This is a genomic window from Streptomyces sp. NBC_00310 (assembly GCF_036208085.1).
In the GTDB taxonomy this organism is placed as follows: domain Bacteria; phylum Actinomycetota; class Actinomycetes; order Streptomycetales; family Streptomycetaceae; genus Streptomyces.
The window spans coordinates 9,436,402-9,463,221 of record NZ_CP130714.1 but is presented as its reverse complement, the minus strand read 5'-3'; the positions used below and the strand labels follow the sequence as shown (position 1 = coordinate 9,463,221).

The 26,820-nt window shown below is 71.7% G+C and carries 21 protein-coding genes and 3 pseudogenes; 14 read left to right on the top strand and 10 right to left on the bottom strand.

What is annotated here, in order from left to right; translation table 11 throughout:
* Positions 1-12: 12 nt before the first annotated feature.
* Positions 13-2,685, bottom strand: a complete 2,673-nt coding sequence (locus OG202_RS41235; RefSeq protein ID WP_328224418.1) for an ATP-binding protein — start codon at positions 2,683-2,685, stop codon at positions 13-15.
* Positions 2,686-2,926: 241 nt separating this feature from the next.
* On the opposite strand from OG202_RS41235, the gene OG202_RS41230 reads away from it, so the two are divergent.
* The 3 genes from OG202_RS41230 to OG202_RS41220 all read left to right on the top strand — a co-directional run bounded on the left by OG202_RS41230 (position 2,927) and on the right by OG202_RS41220 (position 7,193).
* The gene (locus OG202_RS41230; RefSeq protein ID WP_328224417.1) at positions 2,927-4,243 is read left to right on the top strand and encodes an MFS transporter; all 1,317 of its coding nucleotides are present in this window, start codon (positions 2,927-2,929) and stop codon (positions 4,241-4,243) included.
* A 6-nt stretch (positions 4,244-4,249) separates the two neighbouring features.
* On the top strand, positions 4,250-5,437 hold the full coding sequence (locus OG202_RS41225; RefSeq protein WP_327726808.1) for an anhydro-N-acetylmuramic acid kinase: 1,188 nt from the start codon (positions 4,250-4,252) through the stop codon (positions 5,435-5,437).
* A gap of 709 nt (positions 5,438-6,146) precedes the next feature.
* Positions 6,147-7,193 (top strand): DUF2510 domain-containing protein, encoded by a 1,047-nt coding sequence (locus OG202_RS41220; protein WP_328224416.1) that lies wholly within the window; start codon positions 6,147-6,149, stop codon positions 7,191-7,193.
* Between the two features lie 168 nt (positions 7,194-7,361).
* Here the strand turns inward: OG202_RS41220 and OG202_RS41215 are convergent, their stop codons facing one another.
* A complete protein-coding gene (locus tag OG202_RS41215; RefSeq protein WP_328224415.1) occupies positions 7,362-7,976 on the bottom strand; it encodes a TetR/AcrR family transcriptional regulator in 615 nt (204 codons plus the stop codon).
* 231 nt (positions 7,977-8,207) lie between these two features.
* Between OG202_RS41215 and OG202_RS41210 the strand changes: the two genes are divergently transcribed.
* On the top strand, positions 8,208-9,008 hold the full coding sequence (locus tag OG202_RS41210) for a phosphatase PAP2 family protein (RefSeq protein ID WP_328224414.1): 801 nt from the start codon (positions 8,208-8,210) through the stop codon (positions 9,006-9,008).
* Positions 9,005-9,976, top strand: coding sequence for a hypothetical protein (locus tag OG202_RS41205; RefSeq protein ID WP_326574600.1), 972 nt, complete (start codon positions 9,005-9,007; stop codon positions 9,974-9,976). The genes OG202_RS41210 and OG202_RS41205 overlap by 4 nt, the downstream gene beginning before the upstream one ends.
* Before the next feature lie 268 nt (positions 9,977-10,244).
* Here OG202_RS41205 and OG202_RS41200 read toward each other — a convergent pair whose 3' ends face one another.
* A complete protein-coding gene (locus tag OG202_RS41200) occupies positions 10,245-12,296 on the bottom strand; it encodes a phosphocholine-specific phospholipase C (RefSeq protein WP_327726812.1) in 2,052 nt (683 codons plus the stop codon).
* A 296-nt stretch (positions 12,297-12,592) separates the two neighbouring features.
* On the opposite strand from OG202_RS41200, the pseudogene OG202_RS41195 reads away from it, so the two are divergent.
* Positions 12,593-12,905 (top strand): annotated as a pseudogene (locus OG202_RS41195) (lipase family protein); the annotation flags it as partial.
* Between the two features lie 350 nt (positions 12,906-13,255).
* On the opposite strand, the gene OG202_RS41190 reads toward OG202_RS41195, so the two are convergent.
* Positions 13,256-14,128 carry a helix-turn-helix transcriptional regulator gene (locus OG202_RS41190; protein WP_327726813.1) on the bottom strand — a complete coding sequence of 291 codons (873 nt, stop codon included), beginning with the start codon at positions 14,126-14,128 and terminating at the stop codon, positions 13,256-13,258.
* Positions 14,129-14,352: 224 nt separating this feature from the next.
* Here OG202_RS41190 and OG202_RS41185 point away from each other — a divergent pair, with 224 nt between their 5' ends.
* Positions 14,353-15,228, top strand: a complete 876-nt coding sequence (locus OG202_RS41185; RefSeq protein ID WP_327726814.1) for a helix-turn-helix transcriptional regulator — start codon at positions 14,353-14,355, stop codon at positions 15,226-15,228.
* A gap of 214 nt (positions 15,229-15,442) precedes the next feature.
* A pseudogene (locus OG202_RS41180) lies at positions 15,443-16,141 on the top strand (SDR family NAD(P)-dependent oxidoreductase).
* 114 nt (positions 16,142-16,255) lie between these two features.
* On the opposite strand, the gene OG202_RS41175 reads toward OG202_RS41180, so the two are convergent.
* Positions 16,256-16,501 (bottom strand): hypothetical protein, encoded by a 246-nt coding sequence (locus OG202_RS41175; protein ID WP_328224413.1) that lies wholly within the window; start codon positions 16,499-16,501, stop codon positions 16,256-16,258.
* A gap of 264 nt (positions 16,502-16,765) precedes the next feature.
* Between OG202_RS41175 and OG202_RS41170 the strand changes: the two genes are divergently transcribed.
* The 4 genes and pseudogenes from OG202_RS41170 to OG202_RS41155 form a co-directional block, all read left to right on the top strand.
* Positions 16,766-17,419 carry a hydrolase gene (locus tag OG202_RS41170; RefSeq protein WP_326574603.1) on the top strand — a complete coding sequence of 218 codons (654 nt, stop codon included), beginning with the start codon at positions 16,766-16,768 and terminating at the stop codon, positions 17,417-17,419.
* Positions 17,420-17,661: 242 nt separating this feature from the next.
* Positions 17,662-18,645, top strand: coding sequence for an alpha/beta hydrolase (locus tag OG202_RS41165; RefSeq protein WP_328224412.1), 984 nt, complete (start codon positions 17,662-17,664; stop codon positions 18,643-18,645).
* Between the two features lie 80 nt (positions 18,646-18,725).
* Entirely contained in the window at positions 18,726-19,274 is a 549-nt protein-coding gene (locus tag OG202_RS41160; RefSeq protein WP_326574605.1) for a dinucleotide-binding protein, read from the top strand.
* Positions 19,275-19,292: 18 nt separating this feature from the next.
* Positions 19,293-19,400, top strand: a pseudogene (locus OG202_RS41155) (NADPH-dependent FMN reductase); the annotation flags it as partial.
* Positions 19,401-19,510: 110 nt separating this feature from the next.
* Here OG202_RS41155 and OG202_RS41150 read toward each other — a convergent pair.
* On the bottom strand, positions 19,511-19,849 hold the full coding sequence (locus tag OG202_RS41150) for an ArsR/SmtB family transcription factor (RefSeq protein ID WP_327726816.1): 339 nt from the start codon (positions 19,847-19,849) through the stop codon (positions 19,511-19,513).
* 131 nt (positions 19,850-19,980) lie between these two features.
* On the opposite strand from OG202_RS41150, the gene OG202_RS41145 reads away from it, so the two are divergent.
* Both OG202_RS41145 and OG202_RS41140 read left to right on the top strand, forming a co-directional pair.
* Entirely contained in the window at positions 19,981-20,268 is a 288-nt protein-coding gene (locus tag OG202_RS41145) for a DUF1330 domain-containing protein (RefSeq protein WP_327726817.1), read from the top strand.
* 194 nt (positions 20,269-20,462) lie between these two features.
* Positions 20,463-20,927 carry a DUF2255 family protein gene (locus tag OG202_RS41140; RefSeq protein WP_327750282.1) on the top strand — a complete coding sequence of 155 codons (465 nt, stop codon included), beginning with the start codon at positions 20,463-20,465 and terminating at the stop codon, positions 20,925-20,927.
* Here the strand turns inward: OG202_RS41140 and OG202_RS41135 are convergent.
* From OG202_RS41135 to OG202_RS41120, 4 genes are all read right to left on the bottom strand, one after another.
* Entirely contained in the window at positions 20,913-21,104 is a 192-nt protein-coding gene (locus tag OG202_RS41135) for a hypothetical protein (RefSeq protein WP_326574608.1), read from the bottom strand. The two genes, OG202_RS41140 and OG202_RS41135, sit on opposite strands and share 15 nt — an antisense overlap.
* 45 nt (positions 21,105-21,149) lie before the next feature.
* Positions 21,150-24,062, bottom strand: a complete 2,913-nt coding sequence (locus OG202_RS41130; protein WP_328224411.1) for an AfsR/SARP family transcriptional regulator — start codon at positions 24,060-24,062, stop codon at positions 21,150-21,152.
* Positions 24,063-24,500: 438 nt separating this feature from the next.
* On the bottom strand, positions 24,501-26,111 hold the full coding sequence (locus OG202_RS41125) for a Na+/H+ antiporter (protein WP_328224410.1): 1,611 nt from the start codon (positions 26,109-26,111) through the stop codon (positions 24,501-24,503).
* Between the two features lie 87 nt (positions 26,112-26,198).
* Positions 26,199-26,486, bottom strand: coding sequence for an Atu4866 domain-containing protein (locus OG202_RS41120; RefSeq protein WP_327732070.1), 288 nt, complete (start codon positions 26,484-26,486; stop codon positions 26,199-26,201).
* Between the last annotated feature and the right edge of the window lie 334 nt (positions 26,487-26,820).

Genomic DNA, 26,820 nt, shown 5'->3' with positions numbered 1-26,820 from the left:
CAGGAGCTGGAGCTACAGGAGCTGGTCCAGTGCCTCCCTCGCCCGTTTGACCAGGCCGTCCGCGCCGCAGGAGGCGGCCAGCGTCAGGCCCCGGTTGAGTTCGGAGACCGAGCGGACGGCGATGCCGTAGTCCACGCGCGCCGCGGCGTGCTCGTAGGCGGAGGGCGAGGCCGCCAGGTAGGTGACCGCCTTGGCGTACAGGGAGGCGGCCTGTTTGCCGGTGGCGAGGTAGGCCTCGACACGGAGTGCCTCGCCGATGGCGGTGTCCGTGCCGAGGCGTTCGGCACGGCGGCGGACGCTCATGGCGAGTTCGGCGGCGCGGCGCGGGTCCTCGGTGGCGAGGGCGCGGGCGAGGTCTCCGCCCCAGGGTGCGATGACCGTGTTGTGGTGCCCCCGGGCGGCCGCGGCCTTCTCGGCGGCCTCCAGTTCATTGATGCCGTCCTTGGTGCGGCCGACGGCGAGCAGCAGCCGGCCCCGTACGGAACGGGGGTCGGGCAGCACGAGGGTGGACGGGTACGGAGGCGCGAAGCCGTGTTCCTCCGCGACCTTCCAGGCCTCCTGGACATGGCCGCGGGCGAGCAGCGTGTCGACGAGGTTGCAGGTCGACGACCAGTGCAGGGGCAGCCCACGGCCCACTCGCTCGGCGAAGGCCAGCGACTTGCGCAGGGATTCCTCCGCGGCCTTGAGACGCCCCCGCATGCGATGGCCGTGTCCGACATAGGCGTGGGCCAGGGCGAGATGGCCGCCGCTCCATCCGACGCTCTCGTAGGTGCGCACGGCCTCCGTGTAGAGGCTCTCCGCCCGGTCGAGCCGGTCCGCGTAGGCGTACGCGATGGCCAGCATCAGCAGGAGCTCGATGCCCCACTCACTGTCGGTCCAGCCGAGGCCCGGCGCCAGTCGGCCGTTGACGAGGGCCCGGTCGCAGAACTCGACGACCTCTTCGGCGCTCTCGCCCCGCACCACCGCGTCGAATCCGCGCAGGATGAGCAGCGCACGCTCGGAGTTGTCCCTCCCCGTACAGGCTGCGGCGAGGGCGGAGAGTTCCTGGGAGTGGGTGGGCGAGAGGTCCACGTCGGCGTGGATGACCTCCCACATGTAGTGGGCGGCCTGGAGCCGCATCCGGGCCGGGCCCGGTTCCAGCCGGGCGGCCTCGGCGTCGACCGTGCGGACGGCCTCCTCCAACTGGTCGTTGTGAAGCAGCGCCTGGGAGAGTCGGAACACCGCGTCCACGCGCTCGGCGCTGTCGAGGCCCGGCTCGGCGAGTGCCGAGCGGAGGTACTCGACGGTGGTGGCGGGCGAGGTCAGGAGAGTGGCGCAGCCCAGCTCGTAGAGCACGCGGACGCGGACATCCTGCTGCGGCGGCTCCTTCAGGGCCCGCTCCAGACAGCGGCGGGCGGCGTCCGGGGCACCCACGGCGAGGTGCTCGCGTGCGGCGGCGCGCAACTGCTCGACCAGTTCGGGGTCGCCGTCGGCGTGCACTTCGACGAGGTGGCGTGAAGCCGCCGCGGCGCCTCGCCCGGACTCACTGACGACCGTCGCGGCCACGCCGTGGAACGCGGTACGGATGCCGGGCGGGATCGATTTGTAGACCGCGGTGGCGATCAGCGGGTGCACGAACTCGAGATCGCCGTCCTCCGCCCTGCGGTTGACCGGACTGGGTTCGGTGAGGATGCGGGCCGAGGTCAGCAGGTGGGCGCACTCCGCCGCCGTCTCCCGGCTCAGCGAGGCGAGCCGGGCCACGATCTCCACCGATATGCCGGTGTGCAGGATGGCCGCCGCCCAGGCGAAGCGGGTGGCGTCGACGCCGAGTGTCTCGAGCCGCGCGACGAGACCGCGGCCACGCGCCGTCCGGTTCAGGGCGCGCAGTTCGGCGGCGGAGCCCTCGGCCGGTTCCAGCTCGCTGTCCTGCACCTTGGCCAGGAGTTCCACGGTCTCGTACGGGTTGCCGCCGGTCACCGCCCACACCTCGCGGCAGAACGGGTCGTCCGCGTGCTCGCCGACCGTGGCGCGGGTGAGTCCGGCGGTGGCCTCCGGCGTGAGCGACCGGAGCGTGGCGACCGGGCGGGCTCTGGCGGCGACCTGGGCGAGATGCCGCGCGCCCTCGCCGGTGACCTCACCGGGACGGCGGGCCACCACGACGAGGACGCACATCTCCGCCAGGCGCTCGGTGACGGCGGACAGCCAGTGCAGGGTCTCCTGGTCGGCCCAGTGGGCGTCGTCGATGAGCAGCACGAGCGGCCAGGTCCGCCGGGAGAGCCGGTTCACGGCGGCGACCAGCCCGTCGCAGACGGCCTGCGGGTCGGCCGGACTCGCGCCCGGCTCCGTAAGCCCCAGGGCGGGACCGGCGATGTCGTACCAGTCGCCGAGATACTCGCGGATCTCCTCTTCCATCAGCCCGATCAGCGCGGGTTGCAGCAACTGCCGTACGACGTTGAACGGGACGGACGTGACGGTCTCGCCGCCACGTGCGTACCAAACCGTGCAGCCCCGGTCCCCGGCGATCCGGCGGGCCTCGGCGAGCAGGGCGGTCTTGCCGATGCCCGCCTCACCGCTGAACACCAGGACACTGCCCGGGGAAGCCTTGTCGACGCGGAGTTCGTCGATCGCCTGTGTGATGGCGACGATCTCGGCGTCGCGCTCCCACAGGGAAGCCGAGGCGGCCGCATCGGGCCGTCCCTCCGTCATCCCGCTACCTCCCCAGCGTCGCCCGAACGACGTACAGGTCATTGAGCGTAGCCCTCCGGCTGCCGAAGTGGAGGCTGGTCCGGACACCTATTGCCGTGTCGGGTGACATCGCATGCCTCCGGGGCGACGCATCCGCCCGCCCGCCTGCCGCGTTGACGTGATGGACAGTCAACTTCCCGTGGTCCGAGGCTGAATTTCCGGTCTTCCGGTGTCGACGGGCCCCACCCCTTCAGGAGACGGAATGACCGCATCCGCGCGCGGGCCGGAGCCGCGCCCCGGCCGGCCCGAGCGGTCCCGCAGGGCCCTGTTCGCGGGGGCGGTGGGGAACTTCATCGAGTGGTACGAGTTCGGGGTCTACGGGTACTTCGCGACGATCATCGCGGCACGGTTCTTCACGCCGGAGGGCGGCAGTGAGGTCGAGGCGCTGGTGAGGACGTACGCCTCGTTCGCGCTGGCGTTCTTCTTCCGGCCGGTGGGCGCCGCGCTGTTCGGCAGGCTCGGTGACCGGATCGGCCGCCGTCCGGTGCTGGTTCTGGTGATCGTCCTGATGACGGTCGCGACGACCCTGATCGGCGCGCTTCCGACGTACGACACGATCGGCGCCGTCGCGCCTTGGCTGTTGACCTTCCTGCGGGTGCTCCAAGGGCTGTCCGCGGGAGGGGAGTTCGGGGGCGCGGTGTCGGTGATGACGGAGTTCGCGCCGGCGGGCAGACGGGGGCTGTACGGGTCGTGGCAGTCGTTCACGGTGGCGCTGGGGCTGCTGGGCGGGGCCGGAGTGGCCGCCCTGCTGGCATCCGCCCTGTCCCCGGGGGAACTGGAGTCGTGGGGGTGGCGGCTGCCGTTCCTGCTGACGCTGCCGCTCGGCCTGGGCGCACTGTGGCTGCGGTTGCGGCTGGACGAGACGCCGGCCTTTCGGCAAGAACACGAAAGGGCCTCGGCAGGAGGGGCCTCGGTACGGCCGCCGGTCCGGGAGACCGCCCGGGCCATCGCGCTCGGTGCGGGCCGCGTCATGGGCTGGGCGGCGGCCGGTTACACCTTCCTGGTCGTGCTGCCCTCCTATCTGCAGGGCAGTCTGAACGCCACCTTCCAGCAGGCCCTCCTGGCCACCGTGGCGGCCAATCTCGGCTTCGCGGTCACGATCGTCCCGGCCGGGTGGCTCAGCGACCGGGTGGGACGGCGGCCGGTCATGCTCACGGGCACCCTGTCGGTGACCGTCCTGGCGCTGCCGCTTCTCAACCTCCTGCAGGACACGGGTACTTCGACCACGGCGAAGGCGGTCACCGTGTTCGCGGCGGGGGCGGTCGTCGGGCTGATGGCGGGTCCGGGTCCGGCCATGCTCTCCGAGATGTTCCCGACGAGCGTCCGCTACACCGGGCTGGGACTCGCCTACGCCCTGTCCAATGCCGTGTTCTCGGGCTGCGCGGGCCTCATCATCACGGAGACGATTCGACGGACGGGCAGCGTGGACATCCCGGCGTACTACGCGGCCGCGACCTGCGCGGTGAGCACGCTCACGCTGCTGACGCTCCGTAAGCCTCGCGAGGAACAGGGGAGTTGAGTGGGCATGCGGGTGATCGGGCTGATGTCCGGGACGTCGTACGACGCCGTCGACGCGGCGGCGGCCGACCTGGACCTCGACGGCGACACCCTCGCCCTGAAGCCGCTCGGACTGGTCAGCCGGGCGTACGACGACGATCTCCACGAGGCGCTGACCAGAGCGCTCCCTCCGGCGGCCACCACCGTCGGCGAGGTGTGCCGGCTGGACACCCGCATCGGACAGGCGTTCGCGGCGCTGGCGGTCGAGGCCGACCGTGAACTCTGCGACGGGCGGGCCGAGTTGGTGGCCTCGCACGGCCAGACGGTCTTCCACTGGACCCAGGGGACGGAGGCGGGCGAGGGGACCGAGGTGCTCGGTACGCTCCAGCTCGGGCAGCCCGCCTGGATCGCCGAGGCGACGGGGCTGCCCGTGGTGGCCGACTTCCGGCCCCGGGACATCGCCGCCGGCGGCCAGGGCGCGCCCCTGGTGAGCCTCGTCGACCTGCTGTGGCTGCGCGGCAGGCCCGGCACACCGGTCGCCCTCAACCTGGGCGGCATCGCCAACCTCACCGCCCCCGACGGCACCGCCTTCGACACCGGGCCCGCGAACGCCCTGATCGACGCTGCCGTGCGGGACTCGACGGGCGGGCACCTGTCGTACGACGTGGACGGCGCCCTCGCCGCCCGTGGCACCGTCCACGAGCCGCTGCTGTGCCGGCTCCTCGCCGAGCCGTACTACGCGCTGCCCGCGCCGAAGACCACGGGCAAGGAACTGTTCCACGACGGCTACCTGCGCTCCGCTCTGGCCGAGGTCACGGGGCTGCGCCCGGCGGACGTCGTCGCGACCCTCACGCTCCTCACCGCCCGTACGGTCGCGGCCGCCACCCGCGCGGTGCGGGGCACCGAGGTGATCGCGTCGGGCGGCGGCACCCGCAATCCGACGCTGATGCGGATGCTCGGCGCCGAGCTCGCCGGCGTACCGCTGCGGGTGTCGGACGAGTTGGGGCTCCCGGCGGACGCGAAGGAGGCGTACGCCTTCGCCGTCCTGGGCTTCCTGACCGTCCACGGGCTACCGGGTACGGACCCGTCGAGCACGGGAGCCCGGCACCCGAGTGTGCTGGGTTCGGTGACGCCGGGGCGCCGGGGTCTGCCTCCGCCGGGGCGTTCGGGTGTGCCATGTGCCGTGCGGCCGCCGGTGCGGCTCGTCATCCGGTGAGCCGCAGGCGGCCTCGGCGTCACCCCCGCGCCCGGCCGTCGCGCGGGAAATCTGCCGGGGTGGCCGGACATCCGACCGTTCGCCGGGGCCGCCGGTCGTCCTGAGCGGCACCCGTGGCGACGGCGGCCCGTTCGGCCGACGCCTCCGCCGGTCACCCCTCCCGCGAGTCGCCGCAGCGGCTGCTGCCGTCGAACTCCGCGGGTCGGCGGGGCGGCGGGGCGGCGGGGGCGGCAGGGCCAGGGCACCGAGGCACGGCAGATCGACGGCACGACGGCACGACGGGTCGACGGATCGGCGGATCGGCGGGGCGGCAGGGCGGCAGGGCGGCAGGGCGGCGGGTCGACGGCACAGCGGGGCGGCAGGGCGACGGGTCGGCGGGTCGGCGGGCCAGCAGGTTGAGGGCACGGCGGGTCGGCAGACCGACGGCACGACGGGTCGACGGCACGACGGGTCGACGGATCGGCGGGGCGGCGGGGCGGCGGATCGGCGGGGCGGCGGATCGGCGGGGCGGCAGGGCGGCGGGTCGACGGCACAGCGGGGCGGCGGATCGGCAGGTCGGCAGGTGGGCAGGTCGGCAAGTCGGCAGGTCGGCAGGTGGGCAGGTGGGCAGGTCGGCAAGTCGGCAGGTCGGCAGGGAAATCGGGCGGTGGGCGTGCCAATTACCGTCCCCTCTCATCCGCTTTTCACTCCGGCCTCATACGGTTGCCCCATGACGCAGGTGACTCCTCCCGGCTGGTATCCCGACCCCGGGCAGACAAATGACGCTCCCGCCCTCGAGCGTTGGTGGGACGGCAAGGCGTGGACGGACCAGGTCCGGCCCGTGGGCCCGGCCGCGGGGTTCGGTCCCCCGGCCTACCCGCCGGGCGCGGGCCCGTACCCGCCGGGGGCCGGGGGCCACCCCGGATACCCCGGCTATCCCGGGTACCCGGCCCCCGCCCCGAAGCGCGGCCTGCGCACCGGGATAGCCGTGGCCGTGGCGGCGGCGGTGCTGGCCAGCATCGGGGTCGGCGTGTACGCCCTGGCCGGCAACGACGGAGGCGGCGAGGGCAGTACGACGTCCCAGGGCCCCGGCGGGCAGAACGGCCAGGGCGGTGCGGACGGCGGCCAGGGCGGACCGGGCGGCAACTCCGGCGGCCAGGGCGGACCCGGTGGATCGGGTGGCTCCGGCGGCCGGACCCCGGCGCCGGACGGGTCCGGGCAGCCGCCGCAGACCGAGGAGGGGTACGCCACCGACACGACCAGCGGCATCAGCATCCCCGTGCCCGACGACTGGGTCGGCTCGGCCCTGCAGGCCGGTGCGCAGGTGACGACCGAGGCGTCGTACGAGTGCCCGGCCGACGCCACGAAGACCTGCACACGCGGCGGCGCCTACTCGTCGCCCGCCGAGCTGCTGAAGCTGAAGGCCACCACCGCCGAGGCGGCCGCCAAGGAGGACATCTCCCAGGCCGCCGAGGCCGCCTACGGCTCCGAGGGCTACGGGAAGATCACCTCCCACGAGGAGCTGGCCTCCAAGGCGGTGACCGTGGCGGGCGAGAAGGGCTACTACGTCCGCTGGAAGGTGGTCACGGGCAAGGGCGACGACGGCTATGTCGAGTCGCTCGCCTTCCCCTCCCCGGCCGACTCCTCGCGGCTCGTCGTGGTCCGCTTCGGCATCGACGTGAGCGACGAGGCGCCCAAGCAGTCGGTCATCGACGACATCACCAAGGGCATCAAGGAGGCGTCGATCAGCGGGGGCGGCAGCGGCCAGGACGTGTGATCCCGCACACTCCCGAACGGCCCGGTGCACCCGGAAAAGTCGGCCGGGTGGGATTCCTCTCCGCTCCAGAGGAATCCCACCCGGCCGGGGTTACGCGCCGCCCCCGTCCCCACGGTGCGGCGCGATCAGGTCGTCGTCCGGTTCAACCCACGAACGGCGGCCCGAGTCTCACGCGAGGCCGAGCGTCGGTAGCACCGCCGCCTCGATGAACTTGATGATGTACGTCTCGTCCGCGTCCTGGCCCTCCAGAACCGGGCGGGCCCGCAGGACGCCGAAGATCTGGGCCGGGATGAACTCCAGCGCCGGATGGTCCGCGGGGACCTCGCCCCGGGCCACCCCGCGGTCGATCATGACCTTGAGCGCGTCGATCTCCGGGTCCACCAGCGCGTCCCGCAGGGCCGCCCGCAACTCCTCGTCCTGCACGGCCGCGTGGCCGAGGGCCTGGAACAGCCGCCCCTCCAGAACGTAGCCCTCACCGGCGTGCCGGGCCACCTCGCGCAGGTCACCGGCGAGGCTGCCGGTGTCGATCCCCGCGAAGCGGACACTGCGGCGCGCGCGCAGGGCGGCCGCCACGAACTGCGGCTTCGTCCTCCACTGCCGGTAGAGCGTCGACTTGCTGCACCGCGTGGTCGCGGCGACGCCCTCCATGGTCACCGAGTCGTACCCGCACGCACGGATCTGTTCGAGCACGGCGTCGAAGAACTCCTGCTCACGCTCGGGCGTGAGTTTGGAGCGGCGCGAGGCGACGGCCGTCTCCGGCCCGTCCGCTGCCTGCGACGTCATGGCCCCTGTCTCCTTCGGTCGTCCCCATGCCGAAAAGCCTGTCGAAACGCCACTGTACCGGAACGCCGCCGTATCGGTACAGTGCCGTATCGATACCCCCCCGTTTCGGTACAGTGGCGTATCGGTACACTCTCGTATCGGTACTGCCGCGTTTCGGTACTGCCGCGTATCGATCGTTTGTGCCGTCCAGGGAACCAGCGCCACCAGCGCCGTCAGTGAAAGGGCCGGGGGATGGAATGCCGCACCGAGCCTGTGCAGGAGCGGGCCGCCGCGATATCGCGGCCACCCCTCGTCCGTGAGTTCCTGCTCGTCGCAGGGCTCTTCCTCGTCTACAAGTTCGGCCGACTGCTGGCGGGCGGCCACACCGCCGAGGCCTTCCGCAACGCCCACCAGGTGTGGGACTGGGAGCGCGCCCTGGACCTGCCGGGCGAGGGCTCCGTACAGTCCGCGCTGCTGCACGGCGACACGCTGGTCCACTTCGCGAACGTCTACTACGCGACCGTCCACTTCCCGGCCACCGTGGCCTTCCTGGTCTGGCTGTACCTGCGGCGCCCCGCGCACTACGTCTGGGCGCGCCGGGTCCTCGCCGCCCTCACCGCCGCCGCCCTGCTGCTGCACCTCGCGTTCCCGCTGGCCCCGCCGCGGATGCTGGACGTCGCGGGTCTCGTCGACACCGGGCAGGTGTACGGGCCGACGGTCTACTCGGCGGCTCCGGCCACCGACTCCTTGGCGAACCAGTTCGCGGCGATGCCCTCCCTGCACTTCGGCTGGGCCCTGATGGTCGCGGTCGGCCTGATCGCCGCGACCCGCTCCCGCCTGCGCTGGCTGTGGCTGCTGCACCCACTGGTGACCCTGATCGTGATCGTCGGCACCGCGAACCACTACTGGCTGGACGCGATCGTGGCGGGCGTCCTGCTGGCCCTCGCGCTCGCCGTGATCCAGCTCCCGCACCGCACGGCCACGACCGCCGGGCAGCACTCCAAGGCCCTCGTACCGGCCGAGGAGCCCGTCCTGGTGGGAGCGGGCCGATGAACGCCACACTCCTCGCCGTCGCCCTGTCCCTGGTCTCCGCCGTCGCCTACGCGACCGCCGCCGTGGCCCAGGAGCGGCTCGCCTCCCGCAGCGCCGACACGGGCGTACGGCGGATGCTCGCCAGCGGTGCCTGGTGGAGTTCGGTCGCGCTGAACGCGGGCGCCGCGCTGCTGCACGTGGTGGCCCTCAAGTACGGGCCCCTCACCGTCGTACAGCCCCTCGGCGCGCTCACCCTGGTGGCCGCGGTGCCACTCGGTGCGCGAGTCGCCGGGCGCCGGGTCACCGCGGCGGAGTGGCGTGGCACCGCGCTCACGCTGGCCGGCCTCGCCGCGATCCTGATCGCCGCGTCCGGCCCCGCCCCCGACGACGTGCTGAGCGTCCCGGAGGCCCTCGCCGTGGCCGGCGCCACCGCCGCGCTGGTCGGGCTCCTGTCCCGTCGCGGCACCACGTCCGGACTGCGCCACGCCGGCGCGTCCGGCCTGGCCTCGGGCGTCGCCTCCGCGCTCACCCAGACCGTCACGGTCGCCGCGACCGACCGCTCGGGCTCCCTCCTGGACGTCGAGGTCGTCGTGGTGGCCCTCCTGGTCGCCGCGTTCGCCGTGGGCGGCCTCCTGCTCTCCCAGACGGCCTACCGAGGCGGGCTCGGAGCCCCCCTGGCGGTCGTCACCCTCACCAACCCGCTCGCCGCCGCCGTGATCGGCCTCTCGCTCCTCGGCGAGGGCCTGCGGGGCGGCGTCGCGGGGGTGTTGCTCGCCGTGGCGGGAGCGGGCGTGGCGGCGCGGGGTGTGGTGCTGCTGACCCGGGTGACGCCGGCGGTCGAGATCCGGCCGATGGGTCCTGCCCCGGTGGACGAGGACCACCCGGTGGCGGCCGTCCTCGCCCTGGAAGCCCGACACGCCCCGACGGAACCGTCGCTGCTCCCCCGCCTGCCGGGCTCCCCGGCGCCGGGACACCTCACCCCCCTCTGAGAGCGGAGCCGGAGACGCTTACCGGCGCTGACAGGGCGCCGCCTGCGCCCACCCGTGCCGCCCCAGCGGCACGACTGCCCGCAGTGCGGACGGCAGGCATGGCGGCACCCGGCGGCACGACTGCCGCTGCTGGGGCGGTGTCGGCAGCAGGACCGCGCACCCTGGGCCGTAGGCCTTCAGGGGGCGCGGGGAACTGCACGCGCGACCACGTGCGAGCCGCAGTCACTCAGGGACACTCGCCCCCGAGCTCTCCGCCCTCTCAGATGCCCTACCGCCACCCCAGCGCCGGATCGCTCACCCCCGCCCGCCCGTTCTCCACGTGCCCGGCGAACCTCCGGAGGAAGCCCCCGTCGGCGGTGACGCTCAGGTCGTACCAGCGTCGGCTCGCCCGCAGGTCCACGACCTGTCGGACGGTCGCCCCCGCCCGCACCCCGACCGTGCGGGACCGGCCGCCGTAGGCGCTCGTGACCTTCAGACTCACCGTGCCGGACCCCTTGTTGGTGAAGGTCAGCTCCACGTCGTCGCCGACATGGCGCGCGGTGACCTCGGGCCCGGCCGCCGAGGTCTTCCCCGGCCCCTTGAAGACCCGCAGGAAGCCGTTCGGCCCGTGCACCGTCAGGTCGTACGAGCCGCCGGAGTACGCGGAGTTCCACGTGTCCGACACGGCCTTGCCCCGCTCGGTGGTGTACGTCCACGGCCCGTCCGTACGGTTCCCGGAGGTGACGAGGAAGGCCGCACCCGCCTTGCCGCCGGAGGCGAACGTGAGGGTGAGGGTCCCGGCCTTCGGATCGGCCGAACCGTCCACCCTGGGCGCGTACTTGAGCGGCCGGGCCGGTCGCAGCCCCCGCTCCTGCCTCGGCATGCTGGGGTCACCCGGCACGGCCGGCCGGTAGTCGGGGTGGCGCTCGCGGTCCGGCGGCTCGTACGCGTCGGTGTCCGGCAGCGCGGCCGGCCGGCTGTCCTTGCGGGAGAAGTCGAACGCGGAGGTGAGGTCGCCGCAGACGGCCCGCCGCCACGGCGAGATGTTCGGCTCCTTCACCCCGAACCGGCGCTCCATGAACCGCAGGATCGAGGTGTGGTCGAGGGTCTCCGAGCAGACGTAGCCGCCCTTGCTCCAGGGGGAGACGACCAGCATCGGCACCCGTGGTCCGAGCCCGTACGGTCCGGCGACCTGCGTCGAACTGCCCGCGAAGAGGTCCGGTCCGACATCGACCGTGGACTTGCCGCGGGAGGCGTCGCGCGGCGGCAGCGGCGGCACGAGGTGGTCGAAGAAGCCGTCGTTCTCGTCGTAGGTGATGAACAGCGCCGTCTTCGCCCAGACGGCCGGGTTGGAGGTGAGCGCGTCGAGGACCTGGGAGATGTACCAGGCGCCGTAGTTCGAGGGCCAGTTGGAGTGCTCGGAGAACGCCTCGGGCGCGGCGATCCAGGAGATCTGCGGCAGCTCGCCCGCCCTGACGTCGGCCTTCAGCCGGTCGAAGTAGCCGTCACCGGCCTTCGCGTTCGTACCGGTGCGGGCCTTGTCGTACCAGGGGTCGCCGGGCTTGGCGCCCCGGTACTTGTTGAAGTAGAGCAGCGAGTTGTCGCCGTAGTTGCCCCGGTAGGCGTCCTGTATCCAGCCCCAGGAGCCGGCCGCGTCCAGGCCGTCGCCGATGTCCTGGTAGATCTTCCAGGAGATCCCGGCCTCTTCGAGGCGCTCGGGGTAGGTCGTCCAGTCGTAGCCGACCTCGTCGTTGCCGAGGACGGGACCGCCGCCCTTGCCGTCGTTGCCCGTGTACCCGGTCCACATGTAGTAGCGGTTCGGGTCGGTCGAGCCGATGAACGAGCAGTGGTAGGCGTCGCAGACGGTGAACGTGTCGGCGAGGGCGTAGTGGAACGGGATGTCCTCGCGCGTCAGATACGCCATCGTCGTGGTGCCCTTGGCCGGCACCCACTTGTCGTACTTGCCCCCGTTGTAGGCGGCGTGGCCGTCCGGCCAGCTGTGCGGCAGGCCCTCCAGGAACTGCATGCCGAGATCGTCGGCCTCGGGGTGGAACGGCAGCACGTCCTTCGTGCCGTCCGACTGGTGCCACACGCTCCTGCCGTTGTCCAGCGTCACCGGATGCGGGTCGCCGAAGCCCCGTACGCCTCTCAGCGAGCCGAAGTAGTGGTCGAAGGACCGGTTCTCCTGCATGAGGACGACGATGTGCTCGACGTCCTCGATCGTGCCGGAACGATGGTGCGCGGGCAGCGCCGCGGCCCGCTGGATGCTGGCCGACAGTGCGCTGAACGCCGTTGTGGCGCCCGCGACTTGGAGGAATCGCCGCCGGTTGACTTCAGGCATGGGTGGATGACCTCTTGTCCTGACGTGGTGCGTCGGATGTGACCTGCGCGCAAGGAATGGTCCAAGAGGAACGAACGCCGGGGAAGGGGTCGTGGCGCGGGTGTGACGCGCCGGGGACCGCCGCGCGAACACCGCCGGGCGGGCGCGCCACCTCGACTCCCTGCGCATGCGGGCGCCGGTCCGGCCCGGGGACGTGCTGCACGGCACGATGGAGATCGTGGAGATCCGCCCCCGCGACGACAACACCGCCGTCGTCCGCAGCCGGGGCACCCGACCGAGCCGATGCGCTTCGGCCTCCAGGGCCCGAGGCCGTCCTCGACGAGCAGCGCATCGGGACGCTGAGACCGGCCGGTCCGGTCCGGGTGGCCACCGGTGTCCAGGACGACATCGTTCCGCACGGCCAGGCCCGCCAACTGGCAGTGGACTGGTGCCGCAAGGACGGCAACATCACCTACGCGGCAGTCGACCTGCCCGACCTCGGCGACAGGATCCTCACCAACCGCCTCGCCCCCTCATCGCCGACCAGGGAGAGGCGATCTCCTGGCTCACCGAACGTCTGGAGGCGACCCGACCACGTCCAACTGCTGGACGATGCCCTTCCAGCGCTGATGGGACGTGGTCGAGGGCGCTCTCGGTGCACCGGTCGTCGTGGACACGCGCCACCTGGATCAGTCGCCGCCACAGCCTCGGCGTACCCCACGCGTCGAGGCTGTGGTACACGGGGGTGACGCCTGGCGAGCGGAGGAAGTCGGCGTTGTGCGGTCGCGCGGTGCCGATCGCGGTGGCGGCGCGCAGGCGGGCCGACCGTGCGGCGAATGTTCCCACTCCTCCGGTGGCGGCCGACACGACGATGGTGTCCCCGGGCTCGGGACGCACGGCGTCGCTGCGCGAGGGAACCTCCCGGGCGGGAGCCCACCGCAGTATGTCGTTGATGCATCAGGGACGGCTCCGGAACCGTTTCATGCCTCGGCGGAGGACAACGCCGGTTCGGTCGTGCCCCGTTCCTCCTGCTTCGGCGCGGTGGCCATCGCGCGCAACGCCTCGAAGGCGGCCGCCGTCGGGCTGGCCGGCTCCGCCTGGTACACCACGAGCTGCTGGTGCGGCGCGCCGTTGACGGTGAAGGCGGCAAACGCGATGTGCAGGTCCCCCACCTGCGGATGCCTCAGGTGCTTGCCCTCCTGGCTTTTGCTCTTGACCTCGTGCAGTTGCCAGAGCTCCGTGAACTCCTCGCTCTGCACCGAGAGTTCCTCGACCACCTCGGCGATGCGCGCCGAGTCCGGATCGAAGCCGTAGGCGGCCCTGATCTCAGCGACGCAGGAGTGCGCCGCACGCTCCCACTCCTGGTAGAAGTCCCGGCCCGCGGGGTCGACGAACACCATCCGGGCCAGGTTGTCGAACCGGTCGAAGCCGCTGTGCAGCGCAGTGGCCAGCGCGTTGCCGGCAAGGACGTCGAGAGCGGGTCCGAGGACGAAGGCGGGCGTGTGCTGCCACCCGTCCATGAGCTGCAACAGCTGGCCGCTCACCGCTGCGTGGCCGTGGTCGCGTCGGCGCTGCGAGGCGGAAAGGCACAGTCGGTTGAGATGGTCGGTGGCCTCCGCGTTCAGCTTCAGCGCCTGCGCCACCGCTTCGACGACCTGAGGCGAGGGGCTGTTCTCGCGGCCCTGCTCGAGCCTGATGTAGTAGTCGGAACTCACTCCGGCCAGGAGCGCCACTTCCTCCCTGCGCAGTCCCGGAACCCGGCGCCGCCCGTGCTCGGGCAGACCGACGTCATGCGGCTTGAGAGCCTCTCGACGGGCTCGGAGGAATTCACCCAAAGGCGTCCCGTTGCTCATGCGCAAAGGGTAGACCGAATACGGTTGATGTTGAGTTTCGAACAGGTAAGGTGGCAAATCTTCGCTCTCGGCCCTCACCACCTGCAGCGGCTGGTCTCGCGGCCCGGCTTCGGCCCACCGGTTCGACAATACCCGCCGACCACCGTTGCCTCCCTCGATCCTGGGAGTGATGCACCCACGGTCAGCGTGCCCTTTCACGGCAGATTCCCTCTAGCCTCGATGACATGGACAAAGAAGAGCACCCTGCCACGGTGGAAGGGCTGGGCCGGTTTCTCCGCTCCCGACGGGAGCTCCTCAGCCCCGCGGCCGTAGGACTGCCCAGTACCGGCCGCCGACGGGTGCCGGGGCTGCGTCGCGACGAGGTCGCGGCCCTGGCCGGCGTCAGCGCCGGCTACTACGTGCGGCTGGAGCAGGGACGCGAACTCAACCCCTCGCGAAGGGTCCTCGAAGCGGTGGCTCGCGTGCTCCAACTGAGCGACGAGGACCGGCTGCACCTCCTCCGCACGGCACGGCCCACCACACGCCGCACGAGGTCTCCTTTCCGTGTCGAGCGCGCCCACCCTCCACTGCGGCAGTTGATCGAGAGCTGGACCAGGACACCCGCCTTCGTCATCGGCCACGCCCAGGACATCCTGGCGGCCAACGACCTGGCGCAGGCCCTGTACTCGGACTTCGCCCAGCAGGACAACGTCCTGCGCATGCTGTTCCTCGACCCCGCGGCCAAGGCCTTCTACCGTGATCCCCGGCGTGCCGAGCACCGAGCCGTGGCCGACCTGCAGCAGACGGCCACGGAGACGCCGGACGATCCGCGTATCCTCGAACTCGTCGGCGAACTGTCGGTGCGCAGTGGCGAGTTCCGGTCCCTCTGGGCACGGGAGTACTCACGGGTCCCCCCGTACGAGGTCGAGCAGATGCGCCACTCCGCCATCGGCGACCTGGAACTACGCCACGAAGCACTGCACATCCGCAGCGCGCCCGGACAGCAACTCGTCGTCCTGCACACCGAACCCGGCTCCGCGTCGGCCGATGCGCTGTCCCTGCTCGGTTCCATCGGAGCGCCGACGTTTCCGAGCCGGCAGGAGCCGAGTACCGACAGCTGAGAAAGGGCGTTCCGCGCACCGCCGGCCCCGGGGAGGGCCCGGCGGTGCGCTGCGTCGCGCGCCCTTTCCCGGGCGGTCCAGGACAGCCTTTCCCAGGAGTCCTTCTCCCAGGTAAATCGTGGCCTGCCTGTCGGAAAGCGCAACGGCCATTCTCTTCTCAGGGGTTCCCGAGCAACCGGATATCGGTCCTCGACAGAGCTGAAGGAGAGAAATCATGGAAAGCAGGCAAGATGCGCCGGTCTGGCTGGTGACGGGTTGCTCGACCGGATTCGGGCGGAGCATCGCCGCACACCTGCTCGACAAAGGGTTTCGTGTGGTGGTCACCGCCCGCAGGACCGAGCAGATCAAGGATCTCGGTGCCCGCGACAACGCGTTCGCCGTGGCGTTGGACGTCGCCGACGACGTCGGCGTGACGGAAGCGGTACGCCGGGCGGAAGAGCACTTCGGCCGGCTCGACGTCGTGGTCAACAATGCCGGCATCGGCTAGTTCGCAGCGGTGGAGGAACCCTCCCCGCAGACCGCGCGACGTCTCTTCGACGTCAACTTCCACGGTGTCGCCCGCGTCATTCACGCGGTCCTGCCGGGCATGCGCGCCCGGCGCTCGGGCACCATCGTGAACCTCACCTCGATCGGCGGACTGGTCGGGCATCCCGCCGTCGGCTACTACTGCGCCACCAAGTTCGCCGTCGAAGGCCTCTCGGAGAGCCTGCGGCACGAGGTGGAACCTCTCGGCATCACGGTCATGACCGTCGAGCCGTCCGCGTTCCGCACCGACTGGGCCGGCTCCTCCCAGGAGACGCAGGACCCCATCGCGGACTACGACCAGACCGCCGGGGCCGCACGCCGCGCCTACCACGACTCCGTCGGCCGACAGGCTTGTCCGCCGCGACCCGCGGGTCGAACCAGGGGTTGAGGACGGTGTGCGCCCACCGGTCGTAGGACCCGGCGAACTCCTCGTGGCGGGTGGCGTGGTGGGCCGTATGGGCCACCCGTGCGGCCGCCCACAAGGCGAGGGAGATGCCCTGCGTCAGGGTCGGGTTCGTGCGGACGAGGATGTCGCCCACCCGCACCAGGCCGGTGACGACGGGGCCGCCGTGTCGGCGGTGGGGCTCCACCGGTTGTCGAGACCGGCCATGACGTGCACCTCGCCCACCGGCTGCGGATCGTCGGCCGGCCAGGCTCCGCCGGAGAGGAGGAGACGGGTCAGGCCGTCGAAGGTCCGTGGATCGCGCAGTGTGGGCAGCGTGGGGTCGCCGACCGGCACTGGCCGCACTGGCCGCCTGTGCGCGACGCGTTCGGCCGTCGCGTCGCCGCTTCGTTGCCTCGTTGCCTCGTTGCCTCGTTGTCTCGTTGCCTCGTTGCCTCGTTGCGGCAGTCGTCCTCCCTCCCGGACTTCAGGTACGTACCGAACGGTCCGACGAGGGTGCGTCATCACGTACGTACTCGTCACCGATGCGGGGCCGGCTCCGCCGGTGCGACCTTGGTCGAGGCGGCCGCATCCGGGGTCGTCCGTCACTCGACAACCATCGGAGAATTCATGGCAGCCAAGGGCATCACGTACACCGGCCTCGACGCCCTTCTCACCCCTGAGAAGTCGGTGTTGCTGCTGATCGACCACCAAGGCGCCCAGTTCGCGGGCATGCGCAGCATGGACGCCACCCTGGTGGTCAACAACGTGACCGCGCTGGCGAAGGGCGCCAAACTGTTCGACGTCCCCACCATCCTCACCACAGTGGTCGAGGACCGTGGCGGCCACATCATCCGCCAGCTCCAGGACGTCTTCCCGGAGCAGACGCCGATCGACCGTACGGCGATCAACACCTGGGAGGACCAGCGCGTCGTGGACGCCGTCGCGGCCACCGGGCGCAAGGACCTCGTCATCGCCGGTCTGTGGACGGACATCTGCCTGGCCTGGCCCGCCATCCACGCCCTCGCCGACGGCTACCGCGTCTTCGCCGTGACCGACGCCTCGGGGGCCACCACCACCGAAGCTCATGAGCGCGGCATCGAGCGGATGATCCAGGCCGGTGTCATACCCACCTGCTCCGGCACCGTCATCTCCGAGTGGCAGCGGGACTGGGCCCGCGAGGAGACCGTTCCCGGCATGACCGAGATCCTTCTGGAGCACGGCGGCAGTTTCGGCACCAGCCTCGCCTGGGAGCTCCAGTTGCTCGGCCAGAACAAGGGCTGAGCAGCGCTCCTCGTCCCAGGGGGACGAGGAGCGCGGGTGGCACGGCAACGGCTCGGTCCGTGCCACCCGCGGCTCGCCCCCACCTGGCTGCCCCAGGCCGGGGCCGGGCCCGAGCCATGTCCGAAGCCCCGGCCGCCCCGCACGGCGGCCGGTCGGCCTTCTTCCGTCCGTCACGGCAGGCAGTCCGGGTGCTCGGCCCCTGCGCGCGTGCCGTCCCGCCCGACAGGAGTGCACCGACACCGATGACCGACACGTCCCGCCCCGGACCGCCACCCCCCTTCGACCCCGAACTGGTGCCCGTTCTCACGGAGTTGGCACACACCATGCCGTCGGCTGTCCTGCCAGAGATGATCCCGGCCCTGCGCGCGTTCATGGCGGCCACGGCGCCGACCGACGACGAGCTGCACCGGGGTGGTGCGATCGATTTCACGGAGCGCCGGGTCCCGGGGCCGGAAGGCGCTCCCGAGATCTCGCTGCTGATCTGCCGACCGGCCGGCTCCACCGGGCCACGGCCCGCGGTCTACTTCACCCACGGCGGCGGCATGATCCTCGGGGACAACCGCAACCTCATCGGGGAGATGCTCGACTGGGTGCAGGAGCTGGGCGTCGTGCTCGTGTCCGTCGAGTACCGGCTGGCCCCCGAACACCCCTTCCCCGCGGGGCTGGAGGACGTGTACGCGGGGCTGCGCTGGACCGTGGACCACGCGGACGAGCTGGGCGTCGATCCCGGCCGGCTGGTCGTGTCGGGGCCCAGCGCCGGCGGTGGCCTGACCGCGGCCCTGACGCTGCTCGCCCGGGACCTCGACGGCCCCGTGCCAGCGGGGCAGTTGCTGGTCTGCCCGATGCTCGACGACCGCAACGACAGCCTGTCCGCCCACCAGATGGCCGGTGTGGGCGCCTGGGACCGCACCGCGAACGACACGGGCTGGACGGCGCTGCTGGGTGAGCGGCGCGGCGGCCCGGACGTCACGGCCTACGCGTCGCCCGCGCGCGCCGAGGACCTGTCCGGCCTGCCGCCGCTCTTCATCGACGTAGGTTCCGCCGAGACGTTCCGCGACGAGGTCGTCGCCTACGCCTCGCGCGTCTGGCAGGCCGGGGGCGAGGCGGAGCTGCACGTGTGGCCCGGGGGCTTCCACGGCTTCGACGCGCTCGCCCCGGACGCCGAGCTGTCGAAGCGGGCACGCGCGGCCAGGGCGGCGTGGCTGCGGCGGACGCTGCTCGGCTGATCGTCTTTCGGCGCACAGCGATTGCTGACGTGCCAGCAATCACCGGGCTAATTCATTGATGAATCAACAAGGAGGTCAGCATGGACATCACCGTCATCGGCCGGGGTCGCGTCGGCGGTGGCCTCGCCCGCAGATGGCAGCAGGCCGGCCACCAGGTGACCGCGCTGGGACGCGAGGGCGGCGATGCCTGCGACGCCGAGGTCGTCGTCGTGGCCGTACCCGGAGACGCGATCGCCGCAGCACTGGGGAAGGTGACCGGGCTGGCCGGCCAGGTGACCGTCGACGCCACCAACCTCTACGGAACACGGGACGAGACCTACCCGTCTCTCTCCCACCAGATCAAGGCGGTCATCGGGGGGCCCACCGCCAAGTCGTTCTCCACCGTCTTCGCCGCCGCGTACGAGCAGATCGACGCGCAGCGGGTCGTGCCCAGCAACCTCTTCGCGGCCGAACCCGGCGCCAAGGAAGTCACTGAGCGGCTCATCCGTGACGCGGGCTTCGACCCGCTGTACGTGGGCGACCTCGACCCCGGTGCGCGGCTGCTGGAGAACAGCTCGGCGCTCACCCGCGCCCTCGCCGCGCAGATCGGTCCCTTCTTCTACCGCTACGGGCGCCCGGGCGAGCTGTAAGCCCGCGCTCCACCGCCCGCCATCGGTTTCCTTTACAAGGAGTGGAACAACGAGGCCGCCGGCTTCGTCAGTCACGGCAGCGTCGGTGGCACCCGCGCCGTCGAGCACCTGCGACTGGTGATCGGCGCCGCCGGGCGGTGCCGAGAGGGGAAGCCGCGGCCCCGAGGCCCCGGCAAGGAGGGCGGATCCGCACCTGCGGTGCGTGCCGCCCGCTCCGCGCGACGAAGGCACCCGGGTCAGCGGCCGTCCGGCTCGGCCGCTGTCTCCTGGGCGTCGCGTACGGCCGCGAGGACGCTGTCGAGCAGGCCGGGGAAGCGGGCGTCCAGGTCGTCCCGGCGCAGACTGTGCAGGATGATCCGGCCTTCCCGGCGGGCCCTCAGTACGCCGGCCTCGCGCAGGACGTGCCAGTGGCGGCTGGCCGTGGAGGCCGAGACGTCGGGCAGCGTCGTCCCGCAGGTCAGCTCCTCGCCCCGGGCGAGGCGCTCGATGATCCTCAACCGCGTGGGGTTGGCCATCGCGTCCAGCACCGACTCGATGCGCAGTTCGGTCCGGGCGGGATGCGTCAGCGCTTTCACTCTTCGAGTGTACGCAAGTTTGCGGACTGACGAATCCATGTGCCCCGATTCACAGACCTGGCGTTTTGCCTCGCAGGTGCCTTACAGTTCAATAGTTCACGTCATTGCGAACTAACGAAGGATGCGGTCAGTTGAGTGCCTACATGGTCATCAGCGTCACCCCCCAGGACGACGAGAAGATGCGGGACTACGAGTCCCGGACGCTCGACGTGGTCTCCCGCTACGGCGGCAGGCCCATCGCCCGGGACACCGAATGCATCGTCCTGGAAGCCGACCAGCGTCCCGGCATCGGAGTGATCCTGGAGTTCCCCGACAAGCAGGCCGTCCTCGACTTCTACCACTCCGAGGACTACAAGCCCCTCAAGGAGTTCCGGCACACCTTCGCCACCGCCGGCGCGCTCGTGATCGACTCCGTCTGACCCCGGTCCGTCTGAGCACACCGAGCCGCACCCACACCGCTCGACCCGCCCCGCACACCGCGAACCGGGTCGGGCTAGGCGAGTTTCACCGAAGCGGCCTCTTCGCGGTTCCGACACAGTGGTGTTCCCGATCGCACGAACGGCTGGAAGGCCACGTGTCCGTACCCCCATGGGTCGGCCTCCTGCCGTTGCGCATGTTCCGTCGGCCGTCACCGAGCCTCCGCCCGGTGGCGGCGGACGGAATCCGGAGGAGGCTGCACGTGGAACGGTCGGTTCGGCTGGGGCGGCACATGCAGGTCACGCTACGTGTCACGACGGCTCAAGACACGGATCGAACCTGTGAGTTGTGGATCGTGAGCGTGGACGACGATGTGTATGTCCGGGCCCTGTCCGGGGTTCGGACGTGGTGGCACCGACAGGTGGCGGGTTCCTCCGCACAGGTATGGTGCGCGGACGGCATCGTGCAGGCGCACTTCGAACCCGTGCCGGACCTCCCCCTGCTGGAGCGGATCGATGCCGCCTATGCGCAGAAGTACGGACTCGGCTGGCCGGGCCCCGTCGGCTTCATCACCGCACCCGTTGCCCGCGCCGCCACCCTGCGCGTCGTCAGTGCGCCGGAGATCGGCGGCCGAAGAGGGGAGCCATCAGACACCGCGTGACCCTCCCCCGTCGTCGGCACTCCGTCGCAGCAGGGCCGTCTTGCCGAGCCCGGGTTCACCCGCGACCACCGGCGTGCCGCCGCGGCCCGCACCGGACGCGGCGAGGAGGTCGCCGATCGTCGCAAGTTCCCGTTCGCGGGCCGGAAGACCCCGCGGCGCGTGCGAAGGGCTGATCATGCGTCAGGGGATCGCGCGGCGGAGTGGCGCAGGTCCGAAGCGGTGTCAAGGGGCAGCAGCGGCGAGACGTTCCTCCACGGTTGCGGCGTCGCCCTGGAAACCGAGATGGCGCAGGATGGCCAGGGCTTTCCGCCAGTGCTCCACCGCTTCCTCGGCACGGCCCATCGCGGCCAGGGCGTCGCCGAGCGCGCGCAGGGACAGAGCCTCCAACTGCTCATGCCGGACCGCCCTGGTCAGCTTCAGCCCCTCTTCGGCACACCGCACGGCCGGGTGCAGGCGGTTCGCCGCGGTGTACGCCTCGCTGAGGCGAATGAGGGTACCCGCGCGTACGAAGTCCCAATCCCCTTCGACCAGCAGCCCCAGGACGTGCTGATAGACGGCGATCGCCTCATCGAGCAAACCCTGGCGTACCAGCACCTGCCCGTAGCGGTAGTTCGACAGGGCTTCTCCCTGCCGGTCGCCGAGTTGTCGGGACAGCTCGACCTGGCGCTCCGATTCGGCCACGGTCTGCTCGTCGATGCCCTCACTGCTCAGCCGGGTCTGGACTGCGTTGCCCAGCACCATCGACTCCAGGGACCGGTTGCCTCGCCGTCCGGCCAGGGCGGCGGCCTCTCGGAACAAACGGACAGCGCGAACCGGGTCGCGGTGACCGACGACCATGGCCTGAACGTTCAGTGCCATGGCGCGGACGTCCTCATCCCCCTCACACGACGACTGCAGTACCCGGGCCACCTGGCTTTCCGCCTCACTCAGCCGCCCGACTTGGGACAGCGCTCCGCCCAGGATGTAGCGGGCACGGCCCTCGGAACGCCCGTCGTGCGCGTGGGCGGCCGCGTCGGCGACGAGGGTGGCCACCGGGATGATCTGGTGCCACAGGTGGGCGTTCATCAGCACGGCGTCCAGCATCAGCAGCAGCGTCGCGGCGCGGTCGGTGTGCGTGGCCGCTGTCTGCGTCAGGAGCATCAGGATGTCGTCGAGACTGGAGGCGCTCCACGCGAGCACCTCGTCGACGCCGGCGAAGCGCGTTCCTCCCGGCACGACGGGCAGTGCCGTGCGCGCCACTGTGTGACCGGGCCGGATGACACGGTAGGACTCGGCGGCGGCGACCAGATGCAGATCCAGGAGGCGTCCCAGCGCGGCGTGGCGGACCTGTTCGGGGTCCGTCTCCGCAGCCAGGCGTCGGGCGAACAGGCGGACCAGGTCGTGACAGCGGTAGCGCTCCAGCGCGGGCGACTCCAGCAGCCCGACGCCGACCAGCCGTTCCAGCAGGGCCTTGGCGGTCTCCGCCGGAAAGTCGAGCACGGCGCTCGCGGTCGTCAGGTCGTACACACCGTGGGCGGGCAGGGCGAGCAGCCGCAGGGTCCGGCGCGTGAGGTCGTCGAGTTGGCCGTATCCGAGGGCGAAGCTGGATTCGACGGTGACCGTGTCAACTGTCAGTTCGGACAGTCGGTGCTGTTCGTCGGCGAGGCGTTCCGCCAGGTCGGCCAGGCTCCATGCGGGGCGCGCGGCCAGCCGGGATCCGATGATCCGCACGGCCAGCGGCAGTCCCCCGCAGGCGGTGAGGATGCGGTGCGCGGTACGTGGCTCCGCCTCGACGCGGGCGGCCCCGATGAGCCGGGTGAACAGTCCCATCGCCTCTCGCAGGGGCAGTGCTCCGAGGACGATCCGCAGGCTGACCGGGAGGGTCGCCAGGCCGCTGCGGCTGGTGATGACCACGGCGCAGGTGGGGGCGCCGGGCAGCAGCGGGGTCACCTGGTCCATGTCGGCGGCGTTGTCCAGCACGATCAGCACGCGCTGCTGGGCCAGCCGGGAGCGGTACAGGGCGGCCCGATCGTTCAGCTCCGTCGGGATGTAGGAGTCGCGCTCGCCCAGGGCGCGCAGGAAGGACGCCAGCACGGTGCCGGGGTCGGCGGGCGTTCCGTCGGCTCCACGCAGGTCGACGTAGAGCTGCCCGTCCGGGTAGGCGGCGAGCACGCTCTGCACGCTGTGCATGACCAGGGAGGTCTTCCCGGCGCCTCCCATTCCGGTCACCAGCACGATGGGCAGTGCCTGCGCCGGAGGGTGCGACAGAGCGTTCCTGATGCTTTCGGTCTCCCGGGCGCGGCCGGTGAAGTCGGCCACCGCATGGGGGATCTGACGGGGCGCCCGTTCCTGACGGGAGACGACCTCGGGCGGCCGGGCGGAAGGAGCGGTGCGGCCGAGGATGTCGGCGTGCAACTGCTGCAGGCGGGCGTTGGGCTCGATGCCCAGTTCGCGTGCGAGCAGGCGGTGCGCCCGGCGGTAGGCCGCCAGTGCCTCGCCCTGGCGGCCGGTGCGGTGCAGCGCCTGCATCAGCAGATAGTGCAGGCCTTCGCGCAGCGGGTGGATCTCGGCGAGCGCGCTGAGATCGGTGGCGGCGTCAGCACACTCGCCGAGCTCCACCATCGCCTCCAGGCGGGCCTCGACCACGTCCAGGCGGCGTTCCTCCAGCCGGGAGCGCTCGGCTTCCGCGAAGGGACCGGGTATCCCTGTCAGTGTCGGCTCCCGCCACATCGCCAGGGCGGTGTCGAACAGGTCCCGGGCTCCCGCCGAGTCACCGGCCGCGCCGCGGATCCGCGCTTCGGCCACCTGCTGTTCGAACATCTCCCGGTCCAGCGTGCCGTCGGCCGGACTCAGCGAGTAGCCGCCGGGCACGGACCGCAGAACACGCCACGGCTCGCCAGACGCGCGATCGGGCTCCAGGAGATTACGCAGGCGCCATACGTATGTACGCACCACGGTCTCCGGGCGCCGGGGCGGGACGTCCCACAGGGCACCCACGAGGTCGTCCCTGCTCACGACGCGGCCCTGCCGCAGGATCAGGACCGCGGCCACCGCCTGCTGCTGGGGCGGTCCGAGGTCCAGCTGTATGCCGTCGCGGCTCGCCCGAAGCCGGCCGAGCACCGCGAAGTGAAGGCGTGACGTACCCGATCCCCCCATGATCCCTCATCGTGTGCGAGACGCCGAGCAGCTTCGGCGCTCAGGAGCAGTTCGTATGTTTACTGGTATGCGAAGTAGCGAAAGCGCGTCACATCCTATGCGTTGAGCTGCCTTTCATCCCGCCACATGATCATCGTCACCTCTCGCTGCCAGCGACGCGACGGACCCTGGAAGGTACGACCGTCGACGAGGGAGAAGCAGCCGACCGGTCGGCGCGATGCCGACCCGCCTGCTGGTTGGGCACAGGCCGCCCATGCGCGGCGGCCGCGGGCGGTGTGAGCGTGGACGGCGGGGTGTGCGGGCGACGCCCGCCCGCCGTGGTCACCGATTGACCGGTCCCGCAGGAACATCCGCCCTGGCCCGGCGCCACGAAAGGCGCTCCCGGGTGTCGGGAGCGCCGCCGTGCGAGGGAAGAGCCTGGTGTACGCGGAACTCCGGCTAGGGAGAGCGTGGTGGCACCGCCTCCGGATTCGGTGCGCCGGTCACCATCGGCATCCGCGCCGCCTTGAGCGACAGCCGTACGTCCTCGGCGTCCAGCACGTCCTGAACGCCGCGGAGCACGATGTCGTCGATGTGCCCGGCGTCCCGCAGCTCGGTCAGCGCCTGCCGCTTGACCCGGAGCAGCGCGGCCTCCAGCTGGTGGGCGCTGTGGCTGCGCCGGGTGGCGGCCTCCCCGCCGTGGACGCGGTCGCTGATGTCGCGTTCCAGCTGAGCGACCGTGCCCGCTTCGACGCCGTGGCGGCGGGCCAGTGCGGGCAGTGCGCGCAGCGCGGCAGCGCTGAGGTGGCGGTGTGCGAGGACGGACTCGGCGGTCTGCTCGTCGTCGGCGTCGCTCCGTGCCCACCGGACCACGGCCGGCAGGGTCGGACCGAGCACGGCGAGGGTCACGACGATGACGACGACGGTCGTGAACACGATGGCGTCCCGGTGATCCACGGGACGTCCTTCGGCGGTCACCGCCGGGATGGTGAGAGCGGCCGCCAGGGAGATGGCGCCGCGCATGCCGGCCCAGGCCAGCGGCAGTCGCTGCAGCGCCCCGATCCGGCGCGCCTTCTGTACAGGCCGCCGGTCCACCAGACGTACCGCGTAGGGGACGCTGTAGAACCACAGGAACCTCGTTCCGACCACCGCGGCACTCACGGCGAGGGCCACCGCGACGGCCTGCAGCAGGTCCGTGGAGGTCAGGGCCCGGACCGCGGCGGGCAGTTGCATGCCCACCAGGACGAACAGGGCGCTGTTGAGGAGGTGGCTGGTGACCTCCCAGAAGGCGGAGGCCTGCACACGGGCGTCAGGCCTGATCACCCGGGGTCCGTACCGGCTGCTGACCAGTCCGCAGGTGACGACGGCCAGGACACCGGAGACGTGCAGGAGTTCGGCGGGCAGGAAGGCGAAGAACGGTGTGGCGACACTGAGGACGCTGTGCAGCAGCGGATCGTCGAGCCGACGCCGTACCCACCTGAGCAGCAGGGCGACGGCCACGCCGATCGCTATGCCGCCGACGTAGGACTCGATGAAGCGCACCGAGGTCCCCGCCCAGCTGAAGGGAACGTCCTCGGCGACCACCTCGATGGCGACGGCGAGCAGCACCAGAGCGGTGCCGTCGTTGAGGAGGCTCTCGGTGCGCAGCACGGTCAGGATGCGCCGGGGCATGGCGCGGGCCACGGCGGCCACGGCGGCGGCGTCGGTCGGCGCGAGCACCGCGCCGAGCACGAGGGCCAGGGGCCAGGGGTAGCCGAAGGCGTGGGCCACGGCCGCCACCGCCAGCGCGGTGGCCAGGACCAGCACGGTCGACTGCAGGGCGATGGTGCGCAGGTTGTGGCGGATCTCCCGCACCGAGGAGGTCAGCGCCTCCCAGTACAACAGGGCGGGCAGGAACAGCAGCAACACCGTCTCGGGCGAGAGGGTGACGGCGTCGAAGGGCGGCGTCATGCCCATGAGGCAGCCGGCCCCCAGCAGAAGCAGGGGTTCGCTCAGGCCGGTGCGGCGGACGGTCCATCCGGTGACGAGCACGGCCGCGGCGACGGCGACGACCAGTTCCAGGTTCTCCATGTCCGTGTGCCTTCCATGGTTCCGGGGCGGACGAAGTGCGGGGGAGAGGAAGGCTGTCCCGCCCGTGCGCGGGGCGGGACAGCCGGATCAGCGGCCGTCGCGGGCCGGCATCTCGTCCTCGCGGTACAGGACCAGGTGTTCGTGGTAGAGGACACCTCCGCGGACGTCTCCGGTGGCGGTGAAGCCGGTGTCGTCTACGTAGTCGATGTGATCGCCGGTGACGGTGTAGCTGCCGGTGTAGGCGCTCTGCCGGGTGCCGCGGGCCTCGTCGTAGCGGCTGTCCGGCAGCAGTTCCTGGCGGATGTGCCCGTCGGCGGTGACCCACATGCCGACGTAGGGGTGCGGGGCGGGCGAAGAGGCGTCGTTGGTGTTCATGACATCCACCGTCGCCCGCGGCACCGGCCGGTACCAGGCCGCGTGTTTCCTGGGTGCGCTCCACCCAGGCTCAGCGGTGGGCGGCGCTCGGGCCGGGTCCGCCGTCTCCGCGTCGACCCGTGTCAGGACGCGGTCGAGGAACTCACCGAACTGGCGTACCTGCCGGCCGGTGAAGGGGTCGAAGAAGAGCCGGCGCACCGTCGCCGCGTCCGGGGCGCGGCGACGGTGCGCCCCGGACGCGGCGAGGCGTGCCGGGGCGCGACTTCCTCGATGGCCTGCCGCCCTGCCCGCTGTACCTGGGAGTGCGGCCGCCGGGAGCTCCCCGGCGGGCCGT